The sequence below is a fragment of the Xanthomonas sp. 3498 genome (assembly GCF_014199795.1).
Taxonomy (GTDB): Bacteria; Pseudomonadota; Gammaproteobacteria; order Xanthomonadales; family Xanthomonadaceae; genus Xanthomonas_A; species Xanthomonas_A rydalmerensis.
Window position 1 is genome coordinate 195,885 of record NZ_JACHOH010000002.1, and the last position, 14,514, is coordinate 210,398.

11 protein-coding genes and 1 tRNA gene are annotated in these 14,514 nt (G+C 71.1%); 2 read left to right on the top strand and 10 right to left on the bottom strand.

Features of this window, described 5'->3' with window-relative positions; translation table 11 throughout:
• Window positions 1-23: 23 nt before the first annotated feature.
• The 4 genes from GGR66_RS05810 to GGR66_RS05825 are packed head-to-tail and all read right to left on the bottom strand — an operon-like array spanning window position 24 to window position 5,701.
• Window positions 24-743, bottom strand: a complete 720-nt coding sequence (locus tag GGR66_RS05810; RefSeq protein WP_184447590.1) for a sensor histidine kinase — start codon at window positions 741-743, stop codon at window positions 24-26.
• Entirely contained in the window at window positions 740-3,976 is a 3,237-nt protein-coding gene (locus GGR66_RS05815) for a serine/threonine-protein kinase (RefSeq protein WP_184447591.1), read from the bottom strand. The genes GGR66_RS05810 and GGR66_RS05815 overlap by 4 nt, the downstream gene beginning before the upstream one ends.
• A complete protein-coding gene (locus GGR66_RS05820; RefSeq protein WP_184447592.1) occupies window positions 3,973-4,818 on the bottom strand; it encodes an FHA domain-containing protein in 846 nt (281 codons plus the stop codon). The genes GGR66_RS05815 and GGR66_RS05820 overlap by 4 nt, the downstream gene beginning before the upstream one ends.
• A 46-nt stretch (window positions 4,819-4,864) precedes the next feature.
• A complete protein-coding gene (locus GGR66_RS05825) occupies window positions 4,865-5,701 on the bottom strand; it encodes a DUF6689 family protein (protein ID WP_184447593.1) in 837 nt (278 codons plus the stop codon).
• A 232-nt stretch (window positions 5,702-5,933) separates the two neighbouring features.
• Between GGR66_RS05825 and GGR66_RS05830 the strand changes: the two genes are divergently transcribed.
• Complete coding sequence (locus GGR66_RS05830) at window positions 5,934-7,337, top strand: S8 family serine peptidase (RefSeq protein ID WP_184447594.1); 1,404 nt, start codon at window positions 5,934-5,936, stop codon at window positions 7,335-7,337.
• Window positions 7,338-7,812: 475 nt separating this feature from the next.
• On the opposite strand, the gene GGR66_RS05835 is transcribed toward GGR66_RS05830, so the two are convergent.
• From GGR66_RS05835 to GGR66_RS05855, 5 genes are all read right to left on the bottom strand, one after another.
• The gene (locus GGR66_RS05835) at window positions 7,813-8,811 is read right to left on the bottom strand and encodes an HlyD family secretion protein (RefSeq protein WP_160967380.1); all 999 of its coding nucleotides are present in this window, start codon (window positions 8,809-8,811) and stop codon (window positions 7,813-7,815) included.
• Between the two features lie 8 nt (window positions 8,812-8,819).
• On the bottom strand, window positions 8,820-9,026 hold the full coding sequence (locus tag GGR66_RS05840) for a DUF1656 domain-containing protein (protein ID WP_017916033.1): 207 nt from the start codon (window positions 9,024-9,026) through the stop codon (window positions 8,820-8,822).
• Complete coding sequence (locus tag GGR66_RS05845; RefSeq protein WP_184447595.1) at window positions 9,010-11,184, bottom strand: FUSC family protein; 2,175 nt, start codon at window positions 11,182-11,184, stop codon at window positions 9,010-9,012. The genes GGR66_RS05840 and GGR66_RS05845 overlap by 17 nt, the downstream gene beginning before the upstream one ends.
• Window positions 11,181-11,678: a MarR family transcriptional regulator gene (locus GGR66_RS05850; protein WP_184447596.1), complete on the bottom strand. Its 498-nt coding sequence runs from the start codon at window positions 11,676-11,678 to the stop codon at window positions 11,181-11,183. The genes GGR66_RS05845 and GGR66_RS05850 overlap by 4 nt, the downstream gene beginning before the upstream one ends.
• A 306-nt stretch (window positions 11,679-11,984) precedes the next feature.
• Window positions 11,985-12,461 carry an LEA type 2 family protein gene (locus tag GGR66_RS05855; protein WP_184447597.1) on the bottom strand — a complete coding sequence of 159 codons (477 nt, stop codon included), beginning with the start codon at window positions 12,459-12,461 and terminating at the stop codon, window positions 11,985-11,987.
• Window positions 12,462-13,302: 841 nt separating this feature from the next.
• Here GGR66_RS05855 and GGR66_RS05860 point away from each other — a divergent pair.
• Window positions 13,303-13,378: transfer RNA gene (locus GGR66_RS05860), tRNA-Phe, on the top strand.
• Between the two features lie 14 nt (window positions 13,379-13,392).
• Here the strand turns inward: GGR66_RS05860 and GGR66_RS05865 are convergent.
• Window positions 13,393-14,496 carry a site-specific integrase gene (locus GGR66_RS05865; protein WP_255421600.1) on the bottom strand — a complete coding sequence of 368 codons (1,104 nt, stop codon included), beginning with the start codon at window positions 14,494-14,496 and terminating at the stop codon, window positions 13,393-13,395.
• Window positions 14,497-14,514: the final 18 nt, after the last annotated feature.

The following is a 14,514-nucleotide window of genomic DNA, read 5'->3' on the forward strand; positions in this document are numbered from 1 at the left end:
GGGGCGGGGCAGGGCGAGCACGTTCAATCGGCCTCCAGCGGCACCCGGATCTGCACGCAGCAGCCCTCGCCCGGGGACGACTGCAGGCGCAGGCTGCCGCCGCTCAGGCGCAGTCGTTCGCGCAGGCCGCTGAGGCCGCTGCCGCCGGCGGCCAGCGCCTGCTGCGGGTCGCAGCCGCGGCCGTCGTCCAGCACCTGCAGATGCGCCCAGCCCTCGCGCGCGACCAGCCGCAGCAGCACCGACTGCGCCGCGGCGTGCTTGAGCGCATTGGTCAGCGCCTCCTGTGCGCTGCGGAACAGCAGGGTCTGCAGCGCTTCGTCCAGCGCCGGCAGCGGGCCGATCTCGACCGTGACCGGGGTGGCACCGGCGGCGGACTGGCTGCGGCCCAGCCAGCCCAAGGCCGCCTCCAGCCCCAGGTCGTCGAGAATCGGTGGGCGCAGCAAGCGCGACATCTGCCGGGTGTCTTCCAGCGCCTGCGTGCACAGATGGATGGCCTCCTCCAGCGGCGCGCGCAGCGCAGCGTCGGCTGTGCCGAGCGCCGCACCCAACTGCGCCAGCCGGTGCTTGAGCACGGTGAGGTTCTGGCCGACGCCGTCGTGCAGTTCGCGGGCCAGACGCCGGCGCTCGTCCTCCTGGACCTTGACCACGGCGCGTCCGAGCCGGCGGAACTCGCGCTCGTTCGCTTCCAGCCGCTGCAGCAGCAGGCGGTAGCGTTCGGCAGCGGTGGCAGTGGCGTCGCTCATGGCGTGCTCCGTGCGCTTGCGACATCGGCACCGCCGGCGGCCTGCGCCGCGGCGCGGCGGGCGCGTTGCGCGGCGGCGTGCTCGCCGAGCGCGTCCAGGCGCTGCGCGGCCTGCGTGTGCAGGGCGACGGCGAACAGCGGGCTGCCGCGCAGCAGCAGGGTCTGCAGCTGTGCGTAGCGCGCCGCCACCTGGTCGGCCGCCCCGTAACGCAGCGCCTGCTGCAGGTAGCGCAGGCGCAGCCCGGCGTTGCCCAGGCGTGCGACATCGGCTTCCAGCGCGGCCAGGGCGGGTTCGTCGTGCGCCGCCTGCACCCGCACCTGCAGTTGCAGCAGGCGGGTGCCGCTGGCGCGCGCCAGTGCCTCGGCCTGGCGCAGCGCGGCGGCGGCCGCGGCGTCGTCGCCGTCGCGTTCGGCCAGTTGCGCCTGCAGCAGCGCCGCACCGGCGCGCTGTTCGCTGGACACCGAGGCGGCGGCCTGGCGCTGCACCTGCTGCAGCGCCAGCCGCGCCTGCGCCGGGTCGTCCAGCGCCAGCCACAGTTGCGCGCGCAGCAGGGCGATGTCGGTCTGGCCGCGCTGGTCGCGGCTCTGCTGGAACAGCCGCTGCGCCTGGTCCAGTTCGGTCAGCGCCACGTCGCGCTGGCCCTGCCAGAACGCCAGTTCGGCCAGGTTGCGCCGGCTCACCGCCACCTCCTCGAGCATCTGGTGGCGCTCGGCCTCGCGCAGCGCCTGGGTCAGCAGGGTCTGCGCCTGCGCCCACTGGCCGCGCGCGGTGGCCAGCAGGCCGAGGTTCTGCGCGGTGCGCACGCGGCCGGTGGCGTCGTTGAGGTCGGCATAGGCGCGCGCGGCCTGTTCCCAGAACGCCTGCGCACTGTCCAGGTCGCCCAACTGGAAATGCGCGAAGCCGATGTTGTTGAGCGTCTCGGCCACGCCGTGCGCGTCGCCGAGCGCGCGCCAGGCGGTTAGCGCGCCGCGGAACGCCTGCAGCGCCTGCGGGTAGTCGCCGCGCTCTTCGGCCAGCAGACCGAGTTCGTTGGCGGCGGCGGCCTGGCCGTCGCGGTCGCCCAGTTCGACGTACAGCGCCTGCGCCTGGCGCAGCTGCTGTTCGGCCTCGGCGAAGGCACCGCCGATGCTGAGCGTGCCGGCCAGGTTGCGCAGGCTGGTGGCGACGCCACGGCGATTGCCGACCTGGCGGCGCAGTTCCACGGCGCGCAGGTACTGCGCCTGCGCCTGCTGGGCCAGGCCGAGTCGACCGTAGCCCACGCCCAGTGCGTTCACCGTTTCCGCCTCGCCATAGAGGTCGCGTCCGCGGCGGAACAACAACTGTGCGCGCAGCAGGTCGTCGTCCACCGCGGTGGCGGCGTTGCCGCTGAGGATCGCCAGCTTGCCCAGCGCCAGCCACAGCCGCGGATCGTCGGGATCGCGCTGCGACAACGCGCGCAGGCGATCTCGCGCCGCGTCCAGATGGCCGGCCTGCGCCTGGACCCGCGCGAACTGCAGTTGCACCACGCTGTCGTCGGGCCGGGCCGTGGCCAGCGCCTGCCAGGTGCGGTCGGCGGCGGCGAGATCGTCTTCCGCTTCCAGGCGCAGCGCCTCCAGCATCGCCAGGGTGTGCGGCCGCGCCGGCGCCGTGGGCGCGCGCGCGCTCAAGGCTTCGCGCGCTTTCTGTTCTTCGCCGATGGCCTGCGCCGCGACTACCTCGGCCAGGCGCAACGGCGCGGACTGCGGCGCCTGCGCGCTGGCCTCGGCGAACTGCTGCAGCGCCTGTGCGCTGTCGTCGCGTTGCTGCGCCGCCAGGCCGCGCGCATACGCCTGCAGCGCGGCGGGCGCCGGCAGGTCGTCGGGCAGGGTGGCGCCCTCGCCGAGCAGCGCCCTGGACGCGACCGGCAACCACGCCGCGTAGGCCGCGGCCGGATCGGCGGCGACCGGTCCGTCGAGGCGTTGCGCCGCGCCGCTGGCCGGATGCAGCAGCGCCTGCAGGCGCCAGCCGGCACCCTGGCGTTGCAGGCTCGGCTGCAGCACGCGTTGCGCGGAGGCGAGCCGGCGCAGCGCCGCCACGTCCAGCGGCGCCTGGCCGGTGGGGTCGTACTGGCGCAGCGCCTGCCGGGTGCGCGCGTCGTCGACCACGGTCAGCGTTTCGCCGAGGCTGCCGCGCAGCCACGCACCGAGCGCTAGGCGTTGTTCGGCGTTGCCAGGCTCCCCGGCCAGCGGCAAGACCAGCAGGCGCGGCAGCGGTTGCGCGGCGACCACCGGCGGCGGGGCGCTGGCGCGTTGCGCCTGCCACTGCCAGGCGCCGACGCCAAGCAGGGCAACACCGGCGAGCGTCGCGGCCAGGCCCAGGCCGACCCGGCGCCAGCGCCGGCGATCGCGCGGCAGTTGCCGGCGCTCGATCGCCACGATGACTTCGCCAGCGTGCTGCAAGCGGTCGCGCGGCTGCGGGCGCAGCAGCCGCTGCAGCAGCCGCACCAGCCAGCCCGGCACGTCCGCGCGCAGCCGGTCCACCGGCGGCGGCTCGCGCAGCATGCGTTGGGCCAGGGTCTCGGACAGGGTGCCGCCGGCGAACGGCACCTGCCCGGCGAGCACTTCGTACAGGATCAGGCCCAGGGCGTAGAGGTCGCTGCGCGGGTCGAGCGCATCGCCGCGCGCCTGTTCCGGCGACAGGTAGGCGGGCGTGCCGATGACGTTGCCCAGAGTAGCGCCCAGACCGCTGCTGGCCATCGAGCAGGCCACGCCGAAGTCGCTGATCAGCGCATCGCCGCCGCGTTGCAGCAGGATGTTGGCCGGCTTGAGGTCGCGGTGCACGACGCCGCGCGCATGCGCCGCCTGCAGGCCGCGGGCGATGTCGCCGGCGATGCGCAACGCGGTGTCGACGTCCAGCCGTTCCTCGCGCTGCAGCCGCGCCTCCAGCGACTCGCCGTCCACGTAGTCCATGCTGATCAGCCAGCGCCCGGCGTGTTCGGCCAGGTCGTGGATCCGCACCACGTGCGGACTGGATACCTGCCGCGCCAGCAGCAGTTCCTGGCGGAAGCGGGCGAAGGCCTGCGGCCGCTGCGCCAGTTCCGGGCGCAGCAGCTTGACCGCGACGTCGATGCCCAGCGCCTGGTCGTGGGCCAGGTACACCAGACCCATGCCGCCGATGCCGAGCAGGCGCTCGATGCGGAAGCGGCCGGCCAGCACGTCCCCCGGGGTCAGGCTTTCCTGCGCGTACAGGCCGGTGGCGGTGGCGGCGTCGCTCATGCCGGCTCCGGCTCCGCGCCGGTGTCGCGCAGCGCCTGGCGCGCGGCGATCCAGAGCGCGGCGCGCTCGCAGAAGGCTTCGAGCAACTGCATGTCCAGCGCACCGATGGCGCTGCCCGCGCGGCGGCTGTCGGCGTAGATCGCGCCGAGCACGCGCGCGCCGTCGCGCAGCGGCAGGCACAGCACCGTGCGCAGGCCGGCGGCACAGACCGAGGCGCGCTCGGCCAGCCACGGCACACCGCCGACGTCGTGGGCCACGGTGGCCTGGCCGTGGCGCAGGGCGCGTTGCAGGGCACCCTCGCTGCCGGCGAGCCCGCGCTGCAGCGGCAGCGGCCCGGTGCCGTGGCTGGCCGCGATGCGCTGGCCGTGCGCCTCGGCCAGGACCAGCAGGCCGCGCTCGGCCTGGGCCAGTTCGACCACTGCGTCCAGGCTGGCGCCGAGCAGATCGTCGAGTCCGCCGATCTGGGCGAGCCCCTGGGTGAGCGCGGTGGCGCGATCGCAGCGGGCGCGCTGGCGGCGTTCGGCCAGTTCCGCATCGGCCGGGCTGAGCGGGGCGAACTCGGCGTAGATGTCGCCAAAGCGCAGCCAGGTCGCGGTCTCCAGCGTGATCGGCGCGGCCACGCGCACGCCATCGCGGAAGCTGCCGTTCTTGCTGCCGAGGTCGTGCAACTGCCAGTGGCCGTCGGCCTGCGGCTGCAGCCGGGCGTGCCAGCGCGACACCGAGGGATGTTCCAGTGCCAGCGCGTTGTCCGCCGCGCGGCCGATCGCCAGCGTCTGCCCGGCGGCGAGCAGCAGCGTCGGCGCCGGCGCGTCGGGCAGGTAGGCGGTCAGGCGCGCGGGCATCGCGGAGTGTCCTCGATGGCGGTGCGGGTGACCGGTCCAGCAGTGCTCAAGGCGCGTAGAGGCGTTGGTAATCGATGGAGAAGCGCAGCGTCGCCGCGCCGGCCAGCAGTTCGCCGGCGGGGTTGCCTTCGCTCATGCCGGCATTCCAGGTCTGCGCGATGCCGTGGCCGGCGCGCGCCGACACCTGCTCGCGGAACCCGTCCAGCGCCACCGTAGCGGTGGTGTAGTCGGCATTGGCCAGGGCGCTCTGCACGCTGCTCAGCATGGCTGCCAGCGGCGCCGCCTCGCTGGCCGGCAGCTGCGCCACCAATGTCTGCAGGCGGCTCAGCTTGGCGGCCACCACTGTCGCGGTCGGGCGCAGGTCGTGGATCACGATGAACTGCGAGAAGCCGCCGGTGGTGCCGCGGGCACGGACGCTGCCGGGCGCGATGTCGTCGGTGATGTCGCGGAAATCGCCGCCTTCCGGGGCCTTGAACAGACGCAGGTTGCTGTCGGCGGTGTAGGCCAGCGCGTGCGTGTGCAGTTCCACATGCACGAGCCGCCGGAACGCCAAGCCGCCGCTCGGCGGTGGCGTCACCGTGACCAGCAGCGGCAACTGCGATGGCGCTTGGCTGGCTTGCGCGCTGGGCAGTCGCGGCAGCAGCGCCGCGACCTGGGCCGGGGTCAACAACTGCGCGCTCAGGCCCAGGCTGCCCGGGTTGAGGTCGCTGACGTCGTCGAACTCCAGTGTCAGCTCCGCCAGCGGATACGGCCCGGTGCCGATCGTCGCCGTCGCCACGTTGCCGCTCACGTCGACCTGCACCGGCAGCGGTTGTGCGGCCAGCCCGCTGGACGCCGCCATGACGCAGAACAGCAGGCAAACCCTTGCGAACATCATGTGCATCTGAAACCCCCTGTTGCATGTGCCGGCACCGCGCACCGCACCCCGCGTTTCGCCCGACGACGCGGCGAGGCAGCGGCCTACGATCCGATCATACCCATCCGTACGGGCGATGCACGCGGCCCTGGGTGTTTTCACCCACGTCCGCTAGGGGCGATCCCGGATAGGCGTCGCTGCGCCGCCGCGTCAGGCTGCAGTCACCCGCCCGTCCCGGGCCACCAACCGGAGATTCCAGATGCCCATCCGTCGTCCCGCACTCGCCATCGGCATTTGCGCCGTTCTCGCCAGCGGTATCTTCGCTGGTGGCAAGGCCGAAGCCGCCGCGCATCTGGACAGCCTGCTGGAGTCCAAGCTGGCCAGCACGCCGCTGACCGACGAGCTGCAGATCGTCATCACCTACAAGCAGTCCAAGCCGGTCTCGGCGGCGCAGCTGACCGTGTTGCACGACCTGGGCATCACCCGCGGCGTCAGCATGCAGACCCTGCCGATCGCCGGTGCGCTGGCCACGCCCGAAGAGATCCTGGCGCTGGCCGAGCGCGACGACGTCGCCTCGATCTACTACAACGCGCCGCTGCGCTACTTCAACCAGGACGCGCGCCAGGCCACCGGGGTCGACCGCGCGCAGAGCAATCCGGGCGACTTCGGCCGCACCGTGCCGTACACCGGCCGCGGTGTCGGCGTGCTGATCAACGACTCGGGCATCGACGCCACCCACCGCGATCTGGCCTATGGCGACCGCGTGGTGCAGAACGTGCTGGCCAACACCAACCTGCACAATCTGAATTCGATGCTGCCGGTCACCTACTTGGAAGGCGTGCCGAACACCGACGCCGGCTCCGGCCACGGTACCCACTGCGCCGGCACGGTCGGCGGCAATGGCGCGCAGTCCGGCGGCAAGTACCGCGGCGTGGCGACCGGCGCCAGCCTGGTCGGCTACGGCTCCAGTGGCGTGCTGCTGATCCTGGACGCGGTGGGCGGCCTGGACTACGCGGCGGCGCACCAGAACAGCTTCAAGGATCCGATCCGCGTCGTCAGCAACTCCTGGGGCACGTCCGGCAAGTTCGATCCGGCCGATCCGGTCAACGTCGCCACCTACGAGCTGTACAAGCGCGGCATCGTCAGCGTGTTCGCCGCCGGCAACGACGGCCCGAAGGAGGACACCCACAATCCGTACGCGCAGGCGCCGTGGGTGATCTCGGTCGCCGCCGGCAACGTCGACGGTACGCTGGCCGACTTCTCCTCGCGCGGCAAGGCCGGCGAGCGCGATACCTTCACCACCGCCGACGGCAAGAGCTGGACCCACATCAACGAACCCAGCATCACCGCGCCGGGCGTGGACATCATCTCCACCCGCGCCTCCACCGGCTTGTTGCCGCCGCTGGCCGCGCAGACGGACGCCAAGCTGATCGCGCCGGCGCAGCTGCCGTTCTACACCACCATGAGCGGCACCTCGATGGCCACGCCGCATGTGGCGGGTGTGGTGGCGCTGGTGCTGGAGGCCAATCCGAACCTGACCCCGGACCAGGTCAAGGACCTGATCGAGCGCACCGCCACGCCGATGGCGGGACGTGCTTCCTGGGAAGTGGGCGCCGGCTATCTCAACGCCTACTCGGCGTTGCGCGAAGCCAGCAAGAAGTGACCGTCTCGGGCGGACGCCCAACGTCCGCCCGAGACATCGCAGGCGCAGTCGACCGCCGTGTCGACGCTTGCGATGCAGTCAGGACCTCCTCGCGGTTGCCTTCGATCACGCTGTCGCCGTTCGGCAGCGTGGTCGGCAGCCTCCGCGATCCCCCGTGCTGGGGCGTGCGGGGTTCCACCGTTCCCCGGAATGGCGTCCGGGAATCGGAAGGGCCCCGCACGTCCCCGCATTCTTTTTTGCAGCATGGCGTGGACTGCGTCGGACCGGCGCGCCGCTGCCGAATGCTGTTGTTGCCGCATGTCGATCCCCGCTGCCTGGAACGCGTTCTGTTTGCGCTGCGGTCGCGGCGTTCATTGGATCGAGTGGCGTGTCTTACCGCGCGAGGGACGTTACCGGCAACGCCCGTTGCGGCTGAAGTCGCTGCTACGCGCCACGTAAGCCTTGCCTGATTACCAGAAGCTCCACGGGCGCCGCATCAGTCCTGCCGCGGATGCACGCTCACCGTCGCGGTCATGCCGGCCGCGAGAAGGGTGCCCTGCGGCACGCTGGCCGGATCGATGCGGATGCGCACCGGCACGCGCTGTGCCAGGCGGATCCAGTTGAAGGTGGGGCTGACGTCGGCCAGCAGCGAGGTGCCGGTCGGGTTGTCGCTGTCGGCGATGCCGCGGGCGATGCCCTCGACCTGGCCGTGCAGCATCAGTCCGCCGCTCATCAACCGGATGTCGGCACGGTCGCCGACATGCACGCGCGGCAGCTTGGTTTCCTCGAAGTAGCCGTAGACCCACATCGCATCGTCGCGCACCAGCGCCAGACGGGCGCCACCGGCCTGGGCGTAATCGCCCACGCGCACCTCCAGATTGGTGATGTAGCCGTCGGCGGTGGCACGGACCTGGGTGCGCTGCAGATCCAGCTCGGCCAGATCGAGCGCGGCCTGCGCCTGTTCCACCGATGCCACCGCCTGCGCCTGCGCCGCGGTGGCCTGGCCGCGTAGCGCCGCGCTGCGGTGCACGTCGGCCTGGGCCGAACGCGCGGTGGCTTCGGCGTCCGAGCGCGCCTCGGCGGAGATCACCGCGGCGGCGCGTGCGCGCCGTTCGGCCTGGGCGCGGCGCATCTGGAACTCCGCCTCGCTGGCCGCCTGAGTGGCGGCCGCCGCCGACAGGCTGGCGCCGGCCGCACGCGCCTGCGCCTGCGCGACCGCGAGGTTGGCGCGGGCCTTTTCCAGGGCCAGCTCATAGCGCTTGCGGTCCACGCTGAACAACAGGTCGCCACGCTTGACGTGCTGGTTGTCGCGCACCGCCACCGCATCCACCAGGCCGGAGACGTCGGGTGCGATGCGTACGACTTCTGCGCGCACGCGGCCGTCGCGGGTCCAGGGCGAGAGCATGTAGTGGCGCCACAGCGCATGCGCCAGCAGGGCGGCGACCAGCACCACGATGGCGGTCAGGGCGAAACGGATCAGGGCAGGGGTCTTCATGGCGGGACTCACGGCAAAAGGAGCAGGCCGAGCGCGGCGAACGCGCCGACGTAGATGGCCAGACGGAACAGGGAGGGATGCCAGGCGTAGCGGTACAGGCCGGCGCGACCGGCGACCGCGTCCAGTGCCCAGGCCACCAGCAGCAGGGCCAGGCCCAGCACCAGCAGACCGGGCACGTACACTCCGGCGATCGAGAGTTCAGCGGGCAGCAGCATCGTCGGCTCCTGGCGTGGCGGTGGTCGGCGCCGGCGTGTCGGCCAGCGCGGCGAGAACGGAATCGGCGTCGAGCAGCGCGCCGCGCAGCAGCAACAGATGTTCGCGGGTGGCCTTCCAGCGCAGCGGGACCGCGCCTTCCACCTGGCTGGCGGTCAGCGCGGCCTCCACCCGCTGCAGCGCCTGGCGGTGCCGCTGCGGGCCGGGGTCGAGATACAGATCCGCCAATGCCTGCACCGCGGCATCCACCTCGGCGGCCAGCGCCGGCGGCAGCGTGCCTTCGGCCGCGTCACGGCGCAGCTCGACCAGGGTGCGTCCGGTTTCGTGCACCGACAGCGCCCAGCCCAGCAGGTCGCGCAGTTCGTCGCTGCGGGGCGGGGTGTGCGCGACGATCTGCTGGAACAGGTCGCGGTTGACGCTCTCCAGGCGCAGCGCCAGCCCCGACAGCGGCGCACGCGCAGCCAGCGTGGTCTGCCGCCGCAACCGCTCGAGCAGGCGCCGGCGCTGCCAGCGCGTGCCGATCACCGGCGGCACGAACACGAAGGTCGCGCTCACCGCCAGCGTCCCCAGCAGCAAGGGCACCACACTGTTGAAGGTGGCCGCAGCGTTGAAGCTGGGCGTGGGCTGGACCGCCAGGATCGACACGAAGGCGAGGTTGGCGCCGGTGGCGAAGCCGTACAACGCCGGTTTCGAGGCCAGGTACAGGGTCACCAGCAGGAACGGCAAGGTGCCTGCGATGAACAGACCGTAGCCGTCCATCTGCGGCAGCACCAGAAGCTGGCAGATCACGCCCAGCGCGATGCCGAACACGAAGCCGTTGAACAGCGAGCGCGCGGCAGCCGGGGCATTGGCGCTGGACGACAGGATCGCGCTCAGCGCCACCGCCTGGAACACCGCGGTGGCACCGCTGATCCAGCCGGCCTGGATCCACAGCCAGCACATCGTCGCCACCAATAGCGCGCTGCGCAGCGCAGTCAGTGCGGCGGCGGCGTAGTCGTTGCCGCGCAGGAACACCGCGGTGTCGCCGCCGCCGTCCTGCGGCGTGCGCCACTGCTGCGGCGCGACCAGGGTCGCTTCGGTGGCGACGTAGTCGTGCAGGTCGGCGAAGAAGCGCCGCAGCAGAGACACGCCGGTGTCGAACGCCTCGTGCTGCGGGACGGCCAGCGGCGCACGCGCCTCGGCCGCACGCGTCGCCAGCGCATCGCGGCATGCGGCCAGCTTGCGCGCCGTGGCGGCCGCACCCTCGCGCCCGCCACGGTCGCTGAGCGCGGCCTTGAGCGGCCGGTACAGGCCGATCAGCGCCTCGGCCACGTCCGCGCCGCCGCTGCGCAGCAGCCGGTTGATGTAGTGGTGTAGCGCCTGGAAGCTGGTCGACACCGCCATGAAGCGCTGGTTGAGCAGGCGCAGGCGGCCGCTGCGGGCCCGCGCCTCCGGATCCTCGAACACCACCGAACTGCGCAGGTCCTCGATGGTCACCGCGTCGCGCACGAAGCGCAGGTGCGCCTGCTCCATCGCCTCGCGCGGCAGCTGCCCGCCGGTGGCGTCGCGGACGAAGTCCAGGAAGCCGTCGGAGGCGCGGCGCACGGTGTCGCGCAGGGTCTGGCGCAGCCGGCTGGGGAACACCGCGTCGCTGACGATACCGGTCACCAGCAGGCCCAGCACCACTTCCGTGACCCGCGCCACCACCAGGTTGAACACGTTCTGCGGCTGGTTCACCGCCGGCAGCGCGATCAGCGCCACCGTGTAACCGGACAGCACGAAGGCATAGGCCTTGAAGTTGCGGTACAGCAGCGCGCCGCCGGTGCAGGCGCCGATCCACAGCGACAGCACCAGCACGAACAGCACCGGCTCCTGCGGGAACAGCGCCACCATCGTCAGCGCGGCGACGCTGCCGATCAGCGTGCCCAGTATCCGGTAGAAGCCCTTGGCGAAGACCATGCCGGTCTGCCGGTGCATCACCACCACCACGGTGATCATCGCGGTCATCGGCGAGGCCAGGTCCAGGCGCAGCGCGATCCAGCCGGCCAGATAGATCGACAGCAGCGTGCGCAGCACGAACAGCCAAGCATCGCCTTCGCCGCGCAGCGCGTCGGCCAGGACGGTGCGCAGGCCCGGCGCGGGCTCGGCTGCAGCGTCGATATTGGGCTGCGGCGCGCTCATGCGGCGTCCTCGACCCCGCGCAGCAGGGTCTTCAGCAGCGCCTGCAACTGCGCCAGCGCCGCCGGATCCAGATGCCGCACATAGGTGTCGAGCTGGGCGCACAGGTCGGGGATCAGCGCTTCGATCAGGTGCTCGCCGGCCTCGGTCAGGCGCAGCAGCAGCATGCGCCGGTCCTGGGCGCTGGGCATGCGCTGGATCAGGCCCTTGTCGACCAGTTGGGTGGTCAGGCGGGTGATGTTGGCCGACTTCTCGCCGGCCGCGTCGCCGAGCTGGGACGGGTTCAAGGTCCCGTCCGGGCTGGCGTCGATCATCATCAGCACGTTGTATTCGGCATAGCTCAGGCCGTAGGGCCGCAACACCTCGTTGCTCTGGTCCAGGCTCAGCTTGTGCAGCAGCTTGATCAGCCGCAGCACCAGCGCGGCTTCGCGGGGGAAGTGCGGATGCTTGCGGGCGGTCACATCCAGGCGCTGCTCGGTGGCGGCGAAGCGGCTCATGCTTGGCTCGACATTTCGTACATGTGTAAATAATACATTTGTGTATTAATTTTACAGTAATGCTGGCTGAACGCGGCAGGTGGCAGCGGGTCGAACGCCTTGGTAGACGGTCATGTAGAGAGGCGAGCGCACGCGCGGCCATGCGCCAAGGCGCCGCGGGTTACCGTCAGCATCGCGAAGAGCGGGTCGAGGAAGCGCCTGAGTCCGGTGAAGCGCAGGTCGACGCGCAGACGCGTCCTGCGCCCGGAGTCCGGGACGTTGCGTTCGAGAAAGCGGAGCGGGTGGCGCGTCAGCGCCGTCGCATGGTCAGCGCAGCACGCCGTCCAGGCCAGGCGCCGGCGAGAGCATGTTGCGGGTGTCGATGTCGAAGCTGCGCTGCTTCTTGTCTTCCGGCGTCGCGGCGATGCTGCCCTTCAGCGTGTACTCCAGGCTGCGGCGGCCGGCCAGGGCGTCGGCGACGGCGATGCGCGCGCTCGAGCTGGGCTTCAGCGCGACGCTCACCACGTCCGCCGTTTCCGGGCCGATCGAGATCCCAGGCGCAGCCTGCAGGCTGCCGGCGGCTTCGCCCCCCACGCCCAGATCCAGGCGCAAGGTGTCGTAGCGCATCGGGATGCTGCTGTAGTTCTGCAGGCGCAGTTCCACCTTCCAACTGCCGTCCATGTTGACCGTCAGCTGCTGCACGCTGGCGGCCGGGTCGGACACACGCCGCACGATGCCGTCGCTGCAGGCGCCGAGCAATGCGGTGCACAACACGAGCAAGCCGAGGCGGAGCGGGTGACGCATGGGCGGATCCCAGGGTAGGTAGACCGGCGAAGACTACACCACACCCCTGTCTAACGTTGTGGCGCGGTGCTGGCGGATCCCGCTACGCGGCGCCGACACCTGGCGCCGCGGGAGGGCGGTTGGCGCGCTATGGCTGGCGATATCCAATGGGCGTTGTCGCGACCAAATGGATGAAGACACATCACCCATGGCCATCCTCATGTCGCGCTCTCGCCAAAGGCATCAGGCCGTGGCGATGTGCTGGCGCGTGCCGGCGCCGATTGGCTGTCTAGGGGCGTGCAAGTGCGCCGGTTCGTCACCTGTGGTTCCTTCTCTCAAGCACCGGTGCGGCGGGTGCAGCGCAGCAGCGGCTGGAGCTGGAGGCGGAGTGGCTGGCCTGCAGCGCGTCGAGCCGTGTCTGCTGAGGCTGGATCCGGTGTGCCTGTTGCCGCGCCAACGCGGTCGGTGCGCTCGGCTCAGCGTGGCCGGCGCGGCTCGGCTTTTGTCAGACGTTTCATCAGGCGGCCAGCATCAGCCGTCGCTGTTCCAGTCATCCAATAGGTCCCGGTGAGCCAGTTGGCCTGCATGTGGCTGAATCCGTTCAGGGCGTGCTGCGGTCCCCCGTGCTGTTCGATTTTCGGGCAGTGTCCACGGCAATCCGGCCGGCGGCCATCTCCAGGCGTCCCTGCCGTGCGCCGGCCGGATGCCGAGGACGCGTCCAGCATCGCGCCATCCTCGGGTCGGACGCCGTCGGCGCACCCCGCAGCGATCGGTAGGAAAATTCTGCAACATTGCGCTTGCCCAATTCCGATCGCCTCGCTATGATGCGCGTCCTCGCACCGGTCCTGCCGCGTTGCGCAGTGGCCGAGTAGCTCAGTTGGTAGAGCAGGGGATTGAAAATCCCCGTGTCGGCGGTTCGATTCCGTCCTCGGCCACCATATTTATCAAGGCTCTACAGCGATGTAGAGCCTTTCTTTTTTTCGGCTTGCACCGAATTTGCACCAGTCCTCAAGGCAGGCAGTCGCGCGGCATCCGCTGCAAGATGCTCGGGTGAGAGATGTGCGTAACGCAGCACCGACTGATACGACCGCCAGCCGCCGAGATCCATGAGCGCGCGCAGCGACGTGCCGGCCATGACGTGCCAGCTCGCCCAGGTGTGCCGCAGGTCGTGCCAGCGCAGAGGCGCGATCTTCGCGCGGCGCTGCGCCGCCTTGAAACCGTGGTTGTTGCCGCGCGTGTACGGCTCGCCATCCTCGTTCGGGAAAACCCAGCGCTTGTGCTTGCCGGCCTGCTGCTTCAGCACGTCGATCGCCGCGTCGCTCAGCGGGGCGCCGATCGCGCGCTTGCCTTTCGCCTGGCCGCCACCGAACCACGCAACACGGCGCTCAAGGTCGACGCGCGACCACTCCAGGCGCAGCACGTTCTGTTCGCGCCAGCCGGTGGCCAGCGAGAAGAGGTAGGGGCCGCGCAGATGCTCGGCCAGTTCGTCGTGCAGTCGCTCGGCCTCGCGCTGCGTGAGCCAGCGGTAGTCCTCTTTCGGCTTGCCGTTCTCGATGAGCTTGATCGTGGGGAGGCGGTCGACCCAACCCCAGGACTGCGCGGCACGCAGGATCGAGCGCACGAGCGCCATCATCTTCTCGGCCGTCGAGCGCGACGTTGGCGCTGCGTCCTTGGCGCCGGCGCGTTTCACTCGCGGCTCGGCCATGCGCTTACTGAGCAGGTCCGCCAGCAGATCCGAATCGATCTCGTCCAGGTACAAGCCGCGCAGGTGCGGGTCGAGCCACCGCAGGTTGTGCAGATCCTTGCGCAGGCTGCGCTTGGCCTGCTTGTCTCCCAGCCACCGCGTCACGGCCTCGGTCCAGCGCCGGCGCGGCTTCTCGCCTAGCCGACTCGTGCGGTACGTTTCCGCATGGAGTTTCGATGCCCATTCGGTCGCGAGGGCGCGGTCGGAAGTCCCAGTGCTGCGAAATACGCGCTCTCCGCTTGGATCGGTGTAGCGGATGTAGAGCGTGCCTTTCTTGCCTCGGGCAACAAGGGTGTAGGGGCTTCGTGCCATTTTTCGCCTGCGAGATAC